Source organism: Streptomyces sp. NPDC093085, from assembly GCF_040683935.1.
Lineage (GTDB): Bacteria > Actinomycetota > Actinomycetes > Streptomycetales > Streptomycetaceae > Streptomyces.
The window spans coordinates 337,497-354,886 of the sequence record NZ_JBFBFB010000003.1 but is presented as its reverse complement, the minus strand read 5'-3'; the positions used below and the strand labels follow the sequence as shown (position 1 = coordinate 354,886).

Below are 17,390 nucleotides of genomic sequence, written 5' to 3'. Positions count from 1 at the left end.
CCACCCCGCCCGCACCACGACCCCCGCACCTCAGCCCAGCTCGCCCGCCGCCGTACGCTCCGCCAGCCGCACCAGCGTGCGGACCGAGGAGCCCGTGCCGCCCTTGGGGGTGTAGCCGTACGGGGCGCCCTCGTGGAAGGCCGGGCCCGCGATGTCCAGGTGCGCCCAGGTGATGCCCTCGCCGACGAACTCCTTCAGGAAGAGTCCGGCGACCAGCCCGCCGCCCATCCGCTCGCCCATGTTCGCGATGTCGGCGGTGGGGGAGTCCATGCCCTTGCGGAGATCGGCCGGGAGCGGCATCGGCCAGGACGCCTCGCCCGCCTCCTCCGCGGTCTCGTGGAGCCAGGTACGGAACGTGTCGTCGTTCGCCATGATCCCGAAGGTCCGGTTCCCCAGCGCCAGCATCATCGCGCCGGTCAGCGTCGCCACGTCCACGATCGCGTCCGGGGACTCCTCCGAGGCCCGGGTGAGCGCGTCCGCCAGCACCAGCCGGCCCTCGGCGTCGGTGTTCAGCACCTCGACGGTCTTGCCGCTGTACATACGGAGCACATCGCCCGGCCGGACCGCCGACCCCGACGGCATGTTCTCGGCCAGCGCCAGCCATCCGGTCAGATTGACCTCCAGGCCGAGCCGCGCCCCGGTGACGACCGTCGCGAAGACCGCGGCGGCGCCGCTCATGTCGCACTTCATCGTCTCGTTGTGCCCGGCCGGCTTGAGCGAGATGCCGCCCGAGTCGTACGTGATGCCCTTGCCGACCAGCGCGAGCGTCTGCTCGGCGTCCGGGTGCGTGTACCCGATCCGGACCAGCCGGGGCGGGTTGGCCGAGCCCTGGCCGACGCCGAGGATGCCGCCGTAGCCGCCCTCGGCGAGCGCCTTCTCGTCCAGCACCTCGACGGTGAGCCCGTGCTCCTCACCGGCGGCGGCGACCAGCGCGGCGAACGCCTCGGGGGTCAGGTCGTTGGGCGGGGTGTTCACCAGGTCGCGGGCGCGGTTGACCTCCTCGGCGAGCGCGACCGAGCGCTCGGCGGCGGCCTTGTGCGCCTTGTCCCGGGGCTTCGCGCCGAGCAGCGCCACCTCGCCGAGCGGACGCTTGGGCCCCTCGCCCTTCTTCACGTTCTTGTCGCCGCCCTGGTAGGCGGTGAAGGCGTACGCGCCCAGCAGCGCGCCCTCGGCGATCGCCTCGATGTCCTCGACCGCCTCGACGGGCAGCGCGAACGCGGCCTTCTTGACGCCGGAGAGAGCGCGCGCCGCCGCCCCGGCGGCCCGGCGCAGCGTCTCCGCGCCGTACGTCTCCTCCTCGTCCGGGACCGGGCCGAGGCCGACCGCGATGACGACCGGCGCCTTCAGGCCACCCTGGGAGGGCAGCTTCGTCACCTCGCTCTCGCCGCCGGAGGCACCGAGGGTCTCCAGAACGGCGCCGAGCTTTCCGTCGAACGCCTGGTCCACGGCCTCGGCGCCAGGGGCCGCCACCGGCCCCTTGGGGCCCTTCGCGACGCCGACGACGATCGCGTCGGCGCGCAGGGTCGCCGCGCCGGCGGTGGAGAGAGTGAGAGCAGTCACGGTGGTGAAATCTCGCTTCCAATTGAGTTCTCGGTGGCCGGTGGGTGGGCCGGCCGGGCCCGTCGCGCCGACCGTACGGCCGCGCGCGGCGGGCACGAGCCTACGCTCGGTGATGGAGCGCCCTCACAGCGGCGGCCGGTTCAGGCGTTCCTGGGGCGCTCTGGGGCACTTCGTACGGTCCGCACGGCACTCCGTGCCGCCCCCGCCGCGCCCCTCGCCGGGCCGCCCTCCGCCGTGCCGCGCCCGCCCTACCGTCGATTACCGGCCGAGCGCCAGCGCGACCAGCGTCGCCGTCCCCGCCGTCTCGGCGACCGCCCCGAACACATCTCCGGTCACCCCGCCGAAGCGCCGTACACAGTGCGCCAGCAGCAGCCGTGCCGCCACCGCCCCGGCCGCCACCGCCAGCGCGTGGTGCACCGCGCCCGCCGCCCCGGACACCCCGCCGGCCGCCGCGCCGGCCCCGACGACCACCACCGCGACGCCCCAGGCCACCGGCGCCGGGACCGTGCCCGCCACCATCGCGCCCAGACCCTCGGGCCGGGCCGCCGGCACGCCCGTACGGCAGGCGAGCGTGAGCGCGAGCCGGGCGGTGACCCCGGCCACCACGACCCCGGCGGCGCCCCTGGCCGCCCCCGCGCCGTACAGCGAGGACACCGCGGCGACCTGCGCGAGCAGCGTCAGCAGCAGCGTGATCACCCCGAACGGCCCGATGTCGGAGCGCTTCATGATGGCGAGGGCTTCGCCCGCCGGCCTGGCACTGCCCAGGCCGTCCGCCGTGTCCGCGAGCCCGTCGAGGTGGAGCCCCCGGGTGAGCACGGCGGGCACGGCCACCGCCGCCACCGCCGCCAGCGGCGCCGACGCCCCGGCCAGCACCAGCAGCGCCCCGGCCGCCGCCGCGCCCCCGCCCACGACGAGCCCGGCGAGCGGCGCCGCTGCCATCCCGGCCCGGGCGGCCGTACGGTCCCAGCGCGCCACGCGGACGGGGAGGACGGTGAGGGTGCCGAACGCGAAGCGCAGGCCATCGCCGAGCGAGGCGCGGCCGTCCGGGGCGGGGGTCGAGGTCATCGCGGGAAGGGTAGCCGGGCGGGGGCGGGGGGCCGGGCGCGGGGCTCCCGGGCGAGGGCGGGGGGCCGGGAGGGCCGGGAGCGGGGGAGCGGGGAGCGAGGTTCCGGGGGCGGGGCCGGGGAGCGGGGTCCCGGGGCCGGAAGGGCCGGGGCGGGGGCCAGGGAGCGGGGGAGCGGGGGAAGCGGACGGAGCCGGTCGTACGGTGCGGCCCGCGCGTCCTCGGTGACGTCACGGCGGGCGGTGGAAAGATCACACGAGGCGGTACGCAAGGCGCGCAGGGGCAGGGCGCGCGACAGGCGAACGGAAGCGGGCGGCATGGGGCACTGGTTCCAGCACGACATCAGCGAGCCCGGCAAGCTCCCCACCCTGCTCGCCCTCGCCTCCTTCGTCCTGACCTTTCTGTTCACCAGGACCGTCACCCGGCTCATCCGGGCCGGGAAGGGACCGTTCCGGAACATCACACCCGGCGGGCTCCACATCCACCACGCGGTCCCCGGCGTGATCCTCACCGTGATCGGCGGCTTCGGCGCCGTCGGCAGCGGGCGCCACGGGGTCGGCGCCGCCGTCTGCGCGGTGATCTTCGGGGTCGGCGCGGGGCTCGTCCTCGACGAGTTCGCGCTGATCCTCCATCTCCACGACGTCTACTGGACCGAGCAGGGCCGGCAGAGCGTGGAGGCCGTCGTCCTCGCCACCGCGCTCGCCCTGCTCGTCCTCAGCGGCTTCTCCCCGCTCGGCGTCGCCGAACTCACCCCGGGGCAGCAGCAGAGCCGGGGCTCGGCGATCCTCACCATCCTGGTCAACTTCGTCTTCGTGCTGGTCACGCTCCTCAAGGGCAAGCTCAGGATGGCCCTCGTCGGCACACTCGTGCCGTTCGTCGCGCTGATCGGCGCCCTCCGGCTCGCCAAACCCGGCTCGCTCTACGCCCGCCGCCTCTACGCCCGCCGCCCCCGGGCCCGCGCCCGGGCCGCCCTGCGCGCGTACCGCCGCGACCGCCGCTGGTCGGGCCCGCGCCGCAGACTCCAGGACTGGATCGGCGGCACCCCGGACGACGCCCCGGAACGCCGGAGTCCGCGCCTGCCGGGGTGAGCACGGCGCCGGCCCGTTGCCGCCTTCGGCCGGTCGCCTCCGGCCGGTGCGCCTCACCGGTGCCGTACGCGCCCGCCGCGCCGCCACCACTCCCGGGCGCCGATCAGCGCGCCCACCGCCGCCACCGCCACCAGATGCTCCCGCCCCGCCAGGTTGTCCTTCACCACGCACTCCACGACCAGGGCCGCCACCACCACCCCGGCCGTCCACCGCGCCCGGTACCGCCAGCAGACGAAGAGCGCGAGCCCCACCACCGCCGCCGAAGGACCCGTGTCCACGATCAGCGCGTCCGAGGCGGGCGACCCCAGGAAGACACCGGGCCCCACCGCCACCGCGACCCGCGCGTACAGCGTCCCGGCGAGCGTGGCCGCGTACGCGACGCAGAGCGTCCGCCACCGGCCCAGAGAGATCTCCGCGATCCCGAAGACCACCAGGGTCTGCGCCAGCGCGCCCCACACCGGCAGGTCGAGGGCGGGCACGAAGAGCGAGAGCGGGGTACGGAGCAGCGCCGCCCAGAGCGGGTCCCCGGCCCGTACCGCGCCGAGGTCCATCACCGGCTGGTACCCCCACGGCTGGTTCTGCACGGCCTGGAGCAGCCCGGTCAGCGCCACCGCCACCAGGGTCAACGGGACCGCCCGTACCCCCCGTTCGGCGAGCGCGGTCCCCACGGTGGAGAGCAGCGGACCCCACTCCCGCCGCGCCGTCCGGCGCAGCCGCGCCCCCAGCCGCACCCGCACCCCGGTCCCCCCGTCTGTCACCTGCCGCTCTCCAGCCGTCTGCGGTGCAGCCACCCCGGCCGCCCCGGTGCCTCCAGAAACCCCTCGGCCCGGCCCGCCGCGAGCCCGATCCGCAGCAGGTCGGCGCTCTTCTCGAAGAGCATGAAACGCGGCTCCCAGACCGGCCGGTACTTCGCGTTGGCGCGGTACAGCGACTCGATCTGCCACCAGCGGGAGAAGAAACTCAGCAGCGAACGCCACAGCCTCAGCACGGGCCCCGCCCCGAGCTTCGCCCCCCGTTCGAAGACGGAACGGAACATGGCGAAGTTGAGGGAGACCTGTGTGATCCCGATCTCGCCGGAGCGCCGGAGGAGTTCGATGACCATGAACTCGACCAGGCCGTTCTCGCTCTCGCGGTCCCGGCGCATCAGATCGAGCGAGAGCCCGTGCGGCCCCCACGGCACAAAGCTCAGCAGCGCCCGCAACGCGCCCTCCCCGTCCCGGCATTCGAGCATCACGCACCGCCCGTCGGCCGGGTCGCCGAGCCGCCCCAGGGCCATCGAGAACCCCCGCTCGGTGGTGCCGTCCCGCCAGTCGTCCGCGCGCCGCAGCAACTCCGCCATCTCCTCGGCGGGGATCTCCTCATGGCGCCGGATCCGCACCTCGTAACCGGCCCGCGCGATCCGGTTGTACGCCTGCCGCACGGTCCGCATCGCCCGCCCCTGGAGGGCACTGGGCAGGGCGGCTTCGGGGGCGGCCTTCCCTCGCGGCGCCCAGTCGGACGTCTCCACCAGCGCCTCGTCGCCCAGCTCCAGCGCGTCCATGCCATGGCGGGCGTAGACCGTCCCGGCCTCCTCGCTCGCCCCCATCACCGCCGGGATCCACCCGTGCTCCCGCGCCTGCTCCAGCCACGGCACGATCGCCCCCGGCCACGCCTCCGGGTCCCCGATCGGGTCCCCGGACGCCAGCGACACCCCGCCCACCACCCGGTACGCCACCGCCGACTTCCCCGTCGGGGACCACATGACGCTCTTCTCGCGGCGCAGCGCGAAGTACCCCAGCGAGTCCCGCTCCCCGTACCGGTCGAGCAGCACCCGCAGCCGCTCCTCGTCCTCCACCGTCAGCGGGTCCACCGCCCGCCGGGCGCGGAACGCCGCGTACGCCACCGCGAGCAGCAGCAGCGTCGACAGCACGTTGATGACGACGTTCACCCACCCCGGGGTGGCGATCCCCGGGAACCGGGTGTCCTCCGCCAGCGACACCAGCCGCGCCGTGCCGTACCGCCACCGCTCGGTGAACGTGGAGCCGCCGTGGGCCGTGTTCGTGACGGTCACCAGCGCCGCCGCGAGCAGCGAGGTCACCAGCAGCCCGCCCACCGCGACCACCGCCGCCAGCCACGGGTTGGCGCGGTCGCCCTTCGCATAGAACTCCCGGCGCCCCAGCAGCAGCGCCCCCACGAACGAGGCCGTCAGGACCAGGGAGACCCAGTTCTGCGCGTACCGCCGGATCTCCGGGAACGACATCGCGAACGCGAGCAGCAGCAGGAAGAGCCCCGAGATGACCATGTTGAGGATCCACGCGGCGCGCTTGCGGCGGCGCATCGTGATCGCCAGGAAGAGCGTGAAGACGCCGGAGGCGAACCCGGCCGTCAGCAGATACGGCGTGTAGAAGTCGTCGATGTTGTGGCGGCGCAGGTCCTGGCCGAAGGAGACCCACACGGCGCTGAGGAAGTTGAGGAAGGCGACGACCCGCAGATACCAGACGGCACAGGCGGCGGCGCGCCGCGAACGGGCGGTGCTCCGCCTCGGGTTGGCCCTCGGGGTGCCGCCGCGAGGCGACCGGTCGGCAAGCACGTCCACGTCTCCCATGGAAAGTGATCTTATGGGGCATCACTCTCCATTTCGGGCGATGCGGCGGCCGGGAGCCGCCGTCGCTCCCGGCCGCCGCATCCGGCGCCCCCGCTACTCGGTGGCGGTCACCGCGTCGCGGTCCGCGTCCTTCTCCGCGTTCTTCTGCGCGTCCTTCTCGGCGTCCCGCTCCGTGTCCATCTCCTCGTCTGGCGTTCCGCCGGGGGCCGCGTCCTTCTCCGGCTCCCGCTCCGGCAGTTCGGCCGCGAGCGCGGCGGCGGCCTGGACCAGCGGCAGCGCCAGCAGCGCGCCGGAGCCCTCGCCCACGGTGACGCCCTGGTCGAGCAGCGGGTTGAGCGCCATCCGGTCCAGCGCCTTCGCCTGCGCCGGCTCCCCGCTCAACTGCCCCGCCAGCCACCAGTCCGGCGCCCGGAACGCCGCCCGCTGCGCCACCAGGGCACACGCCGCCGACACCACGCCGTCCAGGATCACCGGCATCCGGCGCACCGCGCTCTGCAACAGGAACCCCGTCATCGCCGCCAGGTCCGCGCCGCCCACCGTCGCCAGCAGCTCCACCTGGTCGCCGAGGACCGGCCGCGCCCGGCGCAGGGCGTCCCGTACCGCCGCGCACTTGCGCATCCACGCCAGGTCGTCGATCCCGGCGCCGCCCCGCCCGGTCACCACGGAGGCGTCCGTACCGCAGAGCGCCGCGATCAGGGTCGCCGCGACCGTCGTACCCCCGACGCTCAGATCCCCGAGGACCACCAGATCCGTCCCCGAATCCGCCTCCTCGTCCGCGATCGCCATCCCCAGGCGTACGGCCGCCTCCGCCTCCTCCAGGGTCAGCGCGTCCGCCACGTCGATCCGCCCGCTGCCGCGCCGCACCCGGTGGCGTACGACCTCCTCCGGCAGGAGAGCCGGGTCGCAGTCGAGACCGGCGTCCACCACCCGCACGGAGACCCCGGCCCGCCGCGCCAGCACCGCGACCGGGCTCACCCCGTCCAGCACCGCCCGCACCAGCGCGTGCGCGCTCCCCGCGGGCCGGCCCGACACATCGAGGGCGGCGACCCCGTGGTCCCCGGCGAACAGCACCACCTTCGGCCGGTCGACGGCCCGCACCGGGACGGACCCCTGCGCGGCCGACAGCCACTCCCCCAACTCGTCGAGCCGCCCCAGCGCCCCCGGCGCCACGACCAGCCGCTCACGCCGCTCCTCGGCGTCGCGGCGGGTGCCGCTGTCGGGGCGTTCGATCAGATCGGAGAAGTCATCGAGATTCAGCGAAGAAGGCATGTGCTGATTATGGGCTCACTCGCCGGCCCCGGCGGGAGCACCCCGAAGGGCCCGCCGGCTCACCGCAGGGTCAGAGCCTGGCCCGCGACGACCAGGAGGACCTGTTCGCACTCGTCGGCGAAGGACGCGTTCAGGCGGCCCAGTTCGTCGCGGAAGCGGCGGCCCGCCGGGGTCGCGGGGACCACGCCGGCGCCCACCTCGTTGGTCACCGCCACCACCGTGCGGGGCGTCGCGCGCACCGCGGCGACCAGCTCCGCCGTCCGCTCGCGCAGCGCCTTCTCGCCCCCCGACGACCAGGCCGCGTCGTCCCACGCGTCCACCCGGTCCATCGCGTCCGTCAGCCAGAGCGACAGGCAGTCGATCAGCAGCGGCGGGCCCTCCGCCGCCAGCAGCGGGACCAGGTCGCAGGTCTCCGCCGTACGCCAGGAGCCGGGGCGGCGCTCGCGGTGGACGCGGACCCGCTCCTCCCACTCCGGGTCGCCCGCGCGGGCCCCGCCCGTCGCCACGTACACCACCCCGGGGAAGGCCGTCAGCCGCCGCTCCGCCTCCCACGACTTGCCCGAGCGCGCCCCGCCCGTCACCAGCGTGCGGCGCGGCACCTCCGGTACGGGGTGGTACGCGCCCACCGTCAGCGTCGTCCCGTCCGGCACCGCCCGCGCGCCCGCCGCCGCCAGCCGCCGCACCAGCTCGGGCCCCGGCGGCACGTCATGGTCGAGGTGGACGGCGACGACATCCGTCGCCGGCCCGATCGCGCCCGCCGCCCGCAGCCGGGCCACCGCGTCCGGGCGGCCGGTGACATCCGCCGCCACCATGTCGTACGGGGCCGACGGGCCGGCGGCACGGCCGTTCTCCGGGGCCACCCCGGCCGGGGCGCCGCCCGGGGGAAGGTGGAGCAGCCGCTCGCCGCCGGGGCCCGTCACCTCGTACCCCGTGCCCGGCGCGTCCATCGGCACCGCCCGCACCCGGTGCCCGCTGAGCAGCGTCAGCACGCGCCCGTCCGCCACCCGCCCCGCCGACGGCAGCCCGGCGGGCAGCTCCACGGCGGGGCCGTCGTGCGGGTGGGTGAGCAGCACCTGCCGCACCCCGGCCAGGGAGTGCCCCGCGCGGGCGGCGGCGAGCGCGGCCCCCGGGGTGAGGTCCAGCAGCAGGACGCCGTCCACCAGCAGCGCGGTGGCGGCACGGGCCCACGGGCCGCGCGCCGTCGCACACGCGGCACAGGGGCAGTGGGGACGGGGGAGACCGGTGGGGGCGCCGGTGCCGAGCAGAGTCAGTTCCACAGGGATGATCCTCCCGCGTCACCGCGTACGGTGCGCGCCCGGCTACGCTGCGGGCAGGTAATTCGATCAGTTCCGCGGGAGCCGGGAGGCGCACATGGCGTGGATGTGGCGGTTCGAGAAGGCCGACGGGACGGAGGTCCCGCCGGCGGTGGAGCCGGAGGAGTTCACGACGCAGGGCGACGCCGAGTCCTGGGTCGGCGAGGTCTGGAGAGAGCTGCTGGACGGGGGTGCGGAGCAGGTGACGCTCTTCGAGGACGGCACCAAGGTCTACGGTCCCATGAGCCTCCAGGCCGAGGCGGACTGACCGGCCCACGGGGCCACGGGCCCATAGGGGCCGGCCTGGCACGGGGCAGGTGCCCAGGGCGGGCGGCGCGTCATGGACCGTACGTACGGTACGCGCCGCGCCGCGCCGCCCGCCGGCCCTGGGCGACCTCCGCCGTACCCCTGTCCGCCGTACTCCTACATGTCGCCCAGGGTGACCTCCGCCGTCCGCGTCTCGCCGCCCCGCGTGAAGGTCACCTTCACCTTCTGGCCCGGCTTCTCCGACGCCAGCACCTCCGCGAGGGAGGTGATCGTCGTCACCCGCTTCGAGCCGACGCCCACGACGATGTCCCCCGGCCGGATCCCCGCCTCCGCCGCCGCGCCGCCCCGGCGCGTGGTGACGACCGCGACGCCGGCCGGCTGGAAGTCGGGGCCGACGACCGTACGGCCGGTGATGTCCAGCGCCGCCCGGCCCGAGTCGGAGACCCGGCCGTTCTTGATGATCTGGTCCGCGACCGTCTTCACCATCGACACCGGGATCGCGAACCCGATCCCCGGCGCGGCCCCGTTGCCCAGCTCCGGATCGGTCGCCGCCAGGGTCGGGATGCCGATCACCTCGCCGTCCAGATTGACCAGCGCGCCCCCGCTGTTGCCCGGGTTGATCGCCGCCGAGGTCTGCACCATGTTGGCGATCGTGGCCCCCGTACCGCCGCCCGCCGCGCCCTCGCTGACGGTCCGTCCGACCGCCGAGACGATGCCCTCGGTGACGCTGCTCGACAGGCCCAGCGGCGAACCCATCGCGAGCACGATCTGACCGACCGCCACCTTCGCCGTGTCGCCGAACGTCGCGCCCCGCAGCCCCTTCGGGAGCTCGTCCAGCTTGATCACCGCGAGATCCTGCTCGGGGAAGCTGGAGACCAGCCGGGCGCGGAGCGGCTGCTCGCTGTTGGCGACGGTGACGGCGAAGGAGCGCTGGGCGCCGACCACATGGGCGTTGGTGACGATATGGCCCTGCCCGTCGTAGACGATGCCCGAGCCCAGGCTGTTCCCCGACTCGATCTGGACGACGGAGGGCAGGACGTTCTTGATCACCGTCTCGTAGTCGCTCTGGAGATCCTTCCCGGAGCGCGGTGCGGTCGGCGCGGGCTGCGCCGGCCGTACGGCCCCGGGCGGCCGGGCGGTGTCGGGCCCGGCGGCTTCGCCCGCCGAGCAGCCACCGGCCAGGGCGGCCACGGCGGCGACGCAGAGCGCCACGGCACCGACGGGTCCCGTCCGGCGCGCGCGGCGGCGGGCGCCACGGGGCGAGCGGGGCGCGTGGGAAAAGTGGGGCGAAGGGGATGAAGGGGGTGAAGGGGGCAGAGCGTGGGAAGCACGGAGAGATGCGGCCATGCCGGGATTATCCCGTCCGGGCCGTGATTCGGCTCGGGGCGCGACGGCCGTACGGGGCGGGGATGCCATACGGGGAAGGCACTACGGGGGCGTGGACAGGCCGTTACGGGACGTGCCGTACGGGACGGGCCGTACGGGACGCCCGGCTCAGCGGCCCGTCGCCAGGAACTGCGTGGCCGCCAGCTCGCCGTAGAGGGGATCGCCCGCGACCAGCTCCTCGTGCGTGCCCACCGCGCGCACCCGGCCCGCGTCCATCACCACGATCCGGTCCGCCAGGGTCACCGTCGAGAGACGGTGCGCCACCACCAGCACCGTCACCTCCCGGGCCACCTCCGCCACCACATCGCGCAGCGCCAGCTCGTTCACCGCGTCGAGCTGCGACGTCGCCTCGTCCAGGAGCAGCAGCCGGGGGCGGCGGAGCAGGGCGCGGGCGACCGCCACCCGCTGCCGTTCGCCGCCGGAGAGTTTCGAACCCCGGTGGCCCACCAGCGTGTCGAGCCCCTCGGGCAGCCGGTCGACCAGCGCGTCCAGCCTGGCCCGTACGAGCACCTCCCGGATCCGCTCGTCGGAGGCGTCGGGCGCGGCGAAGACCAGGTTCTCGCGGAGCGTCCCGGCCAGCACCGGCGCGTCCTGCTCCACATAGCCGATGGCGGCGCGGAGTCCGGCCAGCGGCCAGTCGCGTACGTCCCTGCCGTCCACCAGGACCCGGCCGCCGGTCGCCTCGTAGAACCGTTCCACCAGCCCGAAGACGGTCGTCTTGCCCGCGCCCGACGGGCCGACGAACGCGGTCATCCCGGGGCCCGGCACCTCGAAGGAGACCCCCTGGTGGACGTAGGGCAGCCCCTCCCGGTAGCGGAAGGTGACGTCCTCGAAGACCACCGAGGCGGGGCCGGGGGGCGACGCGGGGCCGGGGGACGGGATCCGGGGAGCGGCGGCCGGCTCCTCCGTCTCCAGGCGCTCCGCCTCCACGATCCGGGCCACCGCCGCCGAGCCGACCTGGTACTGCGTCACCGCGCCCAGCATCTTGGAGACCGGGTCGATCAGATAGAAGAGAAAGAGCAGGAACGCCACCAGCGTCGACACGGTGATGGCCCCCGAGGCCACCCGCGCCCCGCCGATGCCCAGCACCGCCAGGAACGACACCTGCACCGCGAGCCCGACCGAGGAGCCCGCCACCGACTGCCACTTGGCGGCGCGCACCCCGTGGCGCCAGGCCTCCCGCGCGGCGGCGTTCACCACCTCGGTCTCACGCTCCTCCGCGCCGGACGCCTTGACCGTACGGAACGCGCCGAAGGCCCGCTCCAGCACCGTCGAGATATGGCCGACCGCCTCCTGCGAGCGCTTCGCCGCCCGGGAGATATGCGGCATCACCAGGGCCACGGCGGAGCCGATCACCACGATCACGCCGAGGGTGACGCCGAGCAGCACCGGGTCCAGCCACCCCATCAGCGCGATCGTCGCGACGAAGGCGAGCCCGCCGGTGGCCGCCGACACGATGGACTGCGTGGTCACCGCGCGCAGCAGAGTGGTGTCGGAGGTGATCCGGGACATCAGATCGCCCGGCTGGGTCCGCTCCACCTCGGGCAGGCGCAGCCGCAGCAGCCGCCCGATCAGGGTGCGGCGGGCGGCCAGGACGACGGACTCGGCGGTGCGCTCCAGCAGGAAGGAGCCGACCGCCTCGATCGCCGTGCCGAAGACCACCAGACCCGTCAGGAGCAGCAGGATCCCGGTGATCGGGGCGTCACCGCCGAGCCGGTCCACCAGCTCCCGGGCGGCGAGCGGCTGGGCGAGCCCGGTGGCCGCGCCGATCAGCGCGAGCAGCGCACCGAGGGCGACGGTGGCCCGGTGCGGCCGGAAGTGCCGGTAGAGGGCGCGCCAGGTCTCCCGGGCGGAGAGCGCGGGCGTCTCGGGGGCCGTCGTCACGGGGCGCGCCTCAGCCGCGTACGCCGCAGAGGTGCAGGAGCGCCGCCACACCGCGGTACGGGTCCGTACGGCCGGCCCGGTCCTCCGCGGCGAGCAGCCGCTCCAGCGCCTCGCCGGTGGGCGGCACCGCGTCGTCGGGGGCCTGGTCGGTGAGGACCCGTACGCCGTACCAAGTGTGCAGTGGCGCGGCGATCCCGGCGAGCGTGGCCGTCAGGGCCGCCAGCCGGTCCGCCCGTACGCGCAGGCCCAGCCGGTTGGTGTACGTGCCCGCGTCGAAGGCGTCGAGGGCCCCGGCCCAGTCCCCGGCGAGCCCGGGACGCAGGGCGAGCCCGTCCCCGTTCCGTACCAGCAGCGAGAGCAGGCCGCCCGGGGCGAGCATCCTGGCCAGCCCCGCGAGCAGCGCGTCCGGCTCGTTCACATACATGAGGACGCCATGGCAGAGGACGACATCGAAGCTGCCGGGCAGGAAGTGCACCCCGGTCTCCAGGCCGTCGCCCTCGATCAGCCGGACCCGTTCGCGTATCCCCGGGGGCTCCGTGGCCAGCGCCTCGTGCGCCGTCGCGAGCATGCCGGGGTCGGACTCCAGGCCGGTCACCGTATGCCCGGCGCGGGCCAGCCGGAGCGCCTGGGTGCCCTGGCCCATGCCGACGTCCAGGACCCGGAGCCGCCGGCCGACCGGGAAGCGCCCGGATATCTGCTCGTCGAGCTGGCGCGCGACCAGCTCCTGGCGGACCACGTTCCGTACCCCGCCGAGCCCGGCCAGCCACCCCGCCGAACCCCCCGCGAAGCCGGAGACCTCAGCGCTCAGGGCCGCTCTCCGCGCTTGACCTGCGGCTTGGGCAGCCGCAGCCGGCGCATCTGGAGCGTACGCATCAGGCCGTACGCGACCGCACCGCGCTTGGGGGTGTCGGGGAAGCGCTCGTCGAGCTGCTTGCGCAGCCGCAGCCAGATGCCGATCGAGTCGACGACGATCATCACGATCACACCGAGCCAGAGCAGCAGCGCGATGTTCTGCAACGACGCGACCTTTATCATGCTCAGGACGAGAATGACGACCGCGAGCGGCAGGAAGAACTCGGCGATGCAGAAGCGCGAGTCGATGTAGTCGCGGACGAAGCGGCGCACCGGCCCCTTGTCGCGCGCCGGCAGATAGCGCTCGTCGCCATTGGCCAGCGCCTCGCGCTGCCGGGCCAGATCCACCCGGCGCGCCTCGCGCTGCTGCTTCATGGCCGTCTTGCGGTCGGCCGGCGCCGTGACGGCGCGCCGCCGCTGCGACTGTGCCTCACTGCGCTTGGGGGTCGGGCGGCCCTTCGGGGCCTGCGGGTCGCGGGGCATGGAGGGGTCCGCCGTCACCTTGGTGGCGGTGGCCTTCTCTTCCTTGGAACGGCTTCGGAACACAAAACCCAAGGGTAAGGGGTGGCGCGGCGCGACCCCACCCCGATGGGGAACGATCCGGCAACGTCGTGCGTCTCTATGGGGACAGACCCTGACTTTGCGCCGTTTTCCCCGAGGTCATCTACTCCCTGGGCCGGAGGGCGGTGGAGAGCAGTCGTCCTTGCGGATGAGCGCATCCGTGCTGGAACAGTGCGCTAATAGAGGTGGGGCCCGTACTGTGGGTCTTGTCGAGTGCCGGAGCTGTAGTCCGTCAGAAGGGGGCGCGCGAAGCCCATGAGCGGTGTCATGAAGCGTATGGGGATGATCTTCCGCGCGAAAGCCAACAAGGCCCTGGACCGGGCCGAGGATCCGCGCGAGACCCTTGACTACTCGTACCAGAAGCAGCTCGAACTGCTTCAGAAGGTGCGCCGCGGCGTCGCGGATGTGGCGACGTCCCGCAAGCGGCTGGAGTTGCAGCTCAACCAGTTGCAGGGCCAGTCGAGCAAGCTGGAGGACCAGGGCCGCAAGGCACTGGCGCTCGGCCGCGAGGACCTGGCCCGCGAGGCCCTGTCCCGGCGCGCCTCGCTCCAGCAGCAGGTCACCGACCTGGAGACGCAGCACCAGACCCTCCAGGGCGAGGAGGAGAAGCTGACGCTCGCCGCCCAGCGCCTCCAGGCCAAGGTCGACGCCTTCCGTACGAAGAAGGAGACGATCAAGGCCACCTACACCGCCGCCCAGGCCCAGACCCGGATCGCCGAGTCCGTCTCCGGCATCTCCGAGGAGATGGGCGACGTCGGTCTGGCGATCCAGCGCGCCGAGGACAAGACGGCCCAGCTCCAGGCCCGCGCCGGCGCCATCGACGAGCTGCTGGCCTCCGGCGCGCTCGACGACCACTCCGGACTCGCCAAGGACGACATCTCCGCCGAGCTGGACCGGATCTCCGGCGGCTCCGACGTGGAGCTGGAGCTCCAGCGGATGAAGGCCGAGCTGGCCGGCGGCACGGACCAGAAGCAGGCGATCGAGGGCGGCGCGGCCGACGCGCAGGGCGCCACGCCCGGCCAGCACAAGTTCGACAAGCAGTAGGGGTACGTCATGATCGTACGGATCATGGGTGAGGGCCAGGTGCGACTGGCGGACTCCCACTTCGCCGAGTTGGACAAGCTCGACGACGAGCTGCTCGCCGAGGTCGGCGACAGCGACGAGGAGGGCTTCCGCCGCACCTTCGCCGCGCTCCTGGCCAAGGTGCGCGAGCTGGGCGAACCCCTCCCGGCCGACGCGCTGGAGCCGTCCGAGCTGATCCTCCCGGCCCCGGACGCCACCCTGGAGGAGGTCCGGGCCCTCCTCGACGACGACGGCCTCATCCCGTCTTCTTTTTAAAGGCTCGGTTCGCCTCCGGGCGCGCCCTTCGGCTCACTCGCCGGCTCGGCGGGGGTACCCCGGAGGGCCCGGCAGGGGCGCCCCGTAACCGAGGAACGGGGCGTTCCGCAGGCGGATAGGTGGTTTTCTGGTGTTCGGGCGTAGCCGGCAGTGGGCCCGGGCCCATCCCCTCGCCGCCGACGGGATCCTTGCCGCCCTGGCGTTGGTCTGCATGGTGTCCGGCTCGTTCGTGGAGCCGCACCGGGGGATCGAGGGGCCCTCGTTCGACAGCCGGGACCCCAGCGCGCTCTCCCTGACGCTGGTCGTGCTGGGGGCCGCCGCGCTGGTGTTCCGGCGGCGGGCGCCCATGGGGGTGCTGGTCTGGGGCGGGCTGCTGACCATGACCGAGCTGATCACGACGCGCCCGCCCGCCCCGGTCTTCATGTGTGTCGTCCTGGCGCTCTACACCGTCGCCGCCCGTACCGACCGGCCCACCACCTGGCGGGTCGGGCTCGCCACGGTGACGGTGCTCACCGCCGTGGCGATGGGGCTCGGCCCCGGGCCCTGGTACTCGCAGGAGAACCTGGGGATCCTCGCGTGGAGCGGGATGGCGGGCGCCGCCGGGGACGCCGTACGGAGCCGGCGCGCCTTTGTCGACGCCATCAGGGAGCGCGCCGACCGGGCCGAGCGGACCCGGGAGGAGGAGGCGCGCCGCCGGGTCGCCGAGGAGCGTCTGCGGATAGCGCGCGACCTGCACGATGTCGTCGCGCACCACATCGCCCTGGTCAATGTGCAGGCGGGCGTCGCCTCGCATGTCATGGACCGCCGGCCCGACCAGGCCAAGGAGGCGCTGGGGCATGTACGGGAGGCGAGCCGCTCCGCGCTCAACGAACTGCGCGCCACGGTCGGCCTGCTCCGGCAGACCGGCGACCCGGCGGCGCCCACCGAACCGGCGCCGGGGCTGGCCCAGGTGGACGCCCTGCTCGACACCTTCCGTAACGCCGGACTGCCCGTGACGTATGTCGCGAACGGCGCGGCGTCCCCCGGGGGCGAACTCCCCGCCGCCGTGGACCTCGCCGCGTACCGGATCATCCAGGAGGCCCTGACGAATGTGCGCAAGCACGCCGGCGGGGGAGCGAAGGCCGAGGTCAGCGTCGTACGGGTGGGGACGACCGTGGAGATCACGGTTCTCGACGACGGCGCAGGTACGGGCGGCGGCCCGGGTGACGGTACGGGGGAGGCGCACCCGGCGGGCCCCGGGGCCGGAAGCGGCGGGGGCGAGGGCGAGGGCGGCGGGCACGGGCTGATCGGGATGCGGGAGCGGGTCACCGCGCTGGGCGGGCGGCTCACCGCGGGCCCCCGGTACGGGGGCGGTTTCCGTACCCAGGCGATACTTCCCCTCAGGAACCGGACCGGGGAGAACGCGTGACGATCAGGGTGCTGCTCGCCGACGACCAGGCGCTGCTGCGCAGCGCGTTCCGGGTGCTGGTCGAGTCGGAGCCGGACATGGAGGTCGTCGGGGAGGCCGCCGACGGCGCCGAGGCCGTCACCCTCGCCCGCGCCACCCGCCCCGATGTCGTCCTGATGGACATCCGGATGCCCGGTACGGACGGCCTCGCCGCCACCCGTACGATCTGCGCCGACCCGGAGCTCTCCGGGACCCATGTCGTCATGCTGACCACCTTCGAGGTGGACGAGTACGTGGTGCGGTCGCTGCGCGCCGGGGCCTCCGGCTTCCTCGGCAAGGGCGCCGAGCCCGAGGAACTCCTCAACGCGATCCGGATCGCCGCCGCCGGCGACGCGCTGCTCTCGCCCACCGCGACGAAGGGGCTCATCGCCACCTTCCTCGCCCAGAGCGCGGACCCCGCGGACCGGCCGGAGCAGACCCGCCACGGCGAGCGGCTGGCGGCGCTGACGGTCCGTGAGCGCGAGGTGCTGGTCCTCGTCGCCGGGGGCCACTCCAACGACGACATCGCGGAGCGCCTTCAGGTCAGTCCGCTGACCGTCAAGACCCATGTGAACCGCGCGATGGCAAAACTTGGGGCCAGAGACAGGGCACAACTCGTGGTAATCGCGTACGAATCGGGCCTGGTCCGTCCAAGGGTGGAGTAGGGAACCGCCCCGGAGTACTCCAGGCGCGGTATGCGGCGCGTAAGGAAATGGGGACCTGGGGGCGACGGATCCGGCTCTCGAATGGCTGATCGTATAGGTGGGACCGGTGGCGCCTCCGAAGGAGGCACCCAGGG

The 17,390-nt window shown here is 74.3% G+C and carries 16 protein-coding genes; 6 read left to right on the top strand and 10 right to left on the bottom strand.

The genetic code is table 11. The annotated features are described in order from the left end of the window. Positions 1-30: 30 nt before the first annotated feature. Positions 31-1,560 (bottom strand): leucyl aminopeptidase, encoded by a 1,530-nt coding sequence (locus tag AB0O07_RS12340; RefSeq protein WP_365631044.1) that lies wholly within the window; start codon positions 1,558-1,560, stop codon positions 31-33. Positions 1,561-1,818: 258 nt separating this feature from the next. Next, positions 1,819-2,625: an adenosylcobinamide-GDP ribazoletransferase gene (locus AB0O07_RS12335; RefSeq protein ID WP_365631042.1), complete on the bottom strand. Its 807-nt coding sequence runs from the start codon at positions 2,623-2,625 to the stop codon at positions 1,819-1,821. 315 nt (positions 2,626-2,940) lie between these two features. Between AB0O07_RS12335 and AB0O07_RS12330 the strand changes: the two genes are divergently transcribed. Then, positions 2,941-3,711 (top strand): hypothetical protein, encoded by a 771-nt coding sequence (locus AB0O07_RS12330; RefSeq protein ID WP_365631040.1) that lies wholly within the window; start codon positions 2,941-2,943, stop codon positions 3,709-3,711. A 53-nt stretch (positions 3,712-3,764) separates the two neighbouring features. Here the strand turns inward: AB0O07_RS12330 and AB0O07_RS12325 are convergent, their stop codons facing one another. From AB0O07_RS12325 to AB0O07_RS12310, 4 genes are all read right to left on the bottom strand, one after another. Further along, complete coding sequence (locus AB0O07_RS12325) at positions 3,765-4,469, bottom strand: hypothetical protein (protein ID WP_365631038.1); 705 nt, start codon at positions 4,467-4,469, stop codon at positions 3,765-3,767. Further along, entirely contained in the window at positions 4,466-6,295 is a 1,830-nt protein-coding gene (locus AB0O07_RS12320; protein WP_365631036.1) for a phosphatidylglycerol lysyltransferase domain-containing protein, read from the bottom strand. Before AB0O07_RS12320 ends, AB0O07_RS12325 begins: the two co-directional genes overlap by 4 nt. Before the next feature lie 93 nt (positions 6,296-6,388). Continuing rightward, positions 6,389-7,552 (bottom strand): nicotinate-nucleotide--dimethylbenzimidazole phosphoribosyltransferase, encoded by a 1,164-nt coding sequence (gene cobT, locus AB0O07_RS12315; RefSeq protein ID WP_365631556.1) that lies wholly within the window; start codon positions 7,550-7,552, stop codon positions 6,389-6,391. A gap of 71 nt (positions 7,553-7,623) precedes the next feature. Beyond that, on the bottom strand, positions 7,624-8,841 hold the full coding sequence (locus AB0O07_RS12310; protein WP_365631035.1) for a bifunctional adenosylcobinamide kinase/adenosylcobinamide-phosphate guanylyltransferase: 1,218 nt from the start codon (positions 8,839-8,841) through the stop codon (positions 7,624-7,626). A gap of 94 nt (positions 8,842-8,935) precedes the next feature. Here AB0O07_RS12310 and AB0O07_RS12305 point away from each other — a divergent pair, with 94 nt between their 5' ends. Further along, positions 8,936-9,145, top strand: coding sequence for a hypothetical protein (locus tag AB0O07_RS12305; protein ID WP_365631033.1), 210 nt, complete (start codon positions 8,936-8,938; stop codon positions 9,143-9,145). A gap of 155 nt (positions 9,146-9,300) precedes the next feature. Here the strand turns inward: AB0O07_RS12305 and AB0O07_RS12300 are convergent, their stop codons facing one another. The 4 genes from AB0O07_RS12300 to AB0O07_RS12285 form a co-directional block, all read right to left on the bottom strand. Next, positions 9,301-10,356 (bottom strand): trypsin-like peptidase domain-containing protein, encoded by a 1,056-nt coding sequence (locus AB0O07_RS12300; protein ID WP_365631032.1) that lies wholly within the window; start codon positions 10,354-10,356, stop codon positions 9,301-9,303. Between the two features lie 282 nt (positions 10,357-10,638). Beyond that, complete coding sequence (locus AB0O07_RS12295) at positions 10,639-12,414, bottom strand: ABC transporter ATP-binding protein (RefSeq protein WP_365631031.1); 1,776 nt, start codon at positions 12,412-12,414, stop codon at positions 10,639-10,641. Positions 12,415-12,424: 10 nt separating this feature from the next. After that, a complete protein-coding gene (locus AB0O07_RS12290; RefSeq protein WP_365631029.1) occupies positions 12,425-13,150 on the bottom strand; it encodes a class I SAM-dependent methyltransferase in 726 nt (241 codons plus the stop codon). Positions 13,151-13,218: 68 nt separating this feature from the next. Next, positions 13,219-13,812: a DUF3043 domain-containing protein gene (locus tag AB0O07_RS12285; RefSeq protein ID WP_365631027.1), complete on the bottom strand. Its 594-nt coding sequence runs from the start codon at positions 13,810-13,812 to the stop codon at positions 13,219-13,221. A 282-nt stretch (positions 13,813-14,094) separates the two neighbouring features. Between AB0O07_RS12285 and AB0O07_RS12280 the strand changes: the two genes are divergently transcribed. The 4 genes from AB0O07_RS12280 to AB0O07_RS12265 all read left to right on the top strand — a co-directional run bounded on the left by AB0O07_RS12280 (position 14,095) and on the right by AB0O07_RS12265 (position 17,256). Next, positions 14,095-14,871, top strand: coding sequence for a PspA/IM30 family protein (locus AB0O07_RS12280; RefSeq protein ID WP_365631025.1), 777 nt, complete (start codon positions 14,095-14,097; stop codon positions 14,869-14,871). A gap of 9 nt (positions 14,872-14,880) precedes the next feature. Then, positions 14,881-15,165: a hypothetical protein gene (locus AB0O07_RS12275; protein WP_365631023.1), complete on the top strand. Its 285-nt coding sequence runs from the start codon at positions 14,881-14,883 to the stop codon at positions 15,163-15,165. Positions 15,166-15,292: 127 nt separating this feature from the next. Further along, the gene (locus tag AB0O07_RS12270) at positions 15,293-16,573 is read left to right on the top strand and encodes a histidine kinase (protein ID WP_365631554.1); all 1,281 of its coding nucleotides are present in this window, start codon (positions 15,293-15,295) and stop codon (positions 16,571-16,573) included. Next, positions 16,570-17,256: a response regulator transcription factor gene (locus AB0O07_RS12265; RefSeq protein WP_365631021.1), complete on the top strand. Its 687-nt coding sequence runs from the start codon at positions 16,570-16,572 to the stop codon at positions 17,254-17,256. The genes AB0O07_RS12270 and AB0O07_RS12265 overlap by 4 nt, the downstream gene beginning before the upstream one ends. The last annotated feature ends 134 nt before the right edge of the window (positions 17,257-17,390 follow it).

Excerpts from the sequence above, each read along its gene's own strand:
- AB0O07_RS12335 (WP_365631042.1), bottom strand. The coding sequence starts at position 2,625 with ATGACCTCGACCCCCGCCCCGGACGGCCGCGCCTCGCTCGGCGATGGC.
- AB0O07_RS12330 (WP_365631040.1), top strand. The coding sequence starts at position 2,941 with ATGGGGCACTGGTTCCAGCACGACATCAGCGAGCCCGGCAAGCTCCCC.
- AB0O07_RS12320 (WP_365631036.1), bottom strand. The coding sequence starts at position 6,295 with ATGGGAGACGTGGACGTGCTTGCCGACCGGTCGCCTCGCGGCGGCACC.
- AB0O07_RS12305 (WP_365631033.1), top strand. The coding sequence starts at position 8,936 with ATGGCGTGGATGTGGCGGTTCGAGAAGGCCGACGGGACGGAGGTCCCG.
- AB0O07_RS12280 (WP_365631025.1), top strand. The coding sequence starts at position 14,095 with ATGAAGCGTATGGGGATGATCTTCCGCGCGAAAGCCAACAAGGCCCTG.
- AB0O07_RS12275 (WP_365631023.1), top strand. The coding sequence starts at position 14,881 with ATGATCGTACGGATCATGGGTGAGGGCCAGGTGCGACTGGCGGACTCC.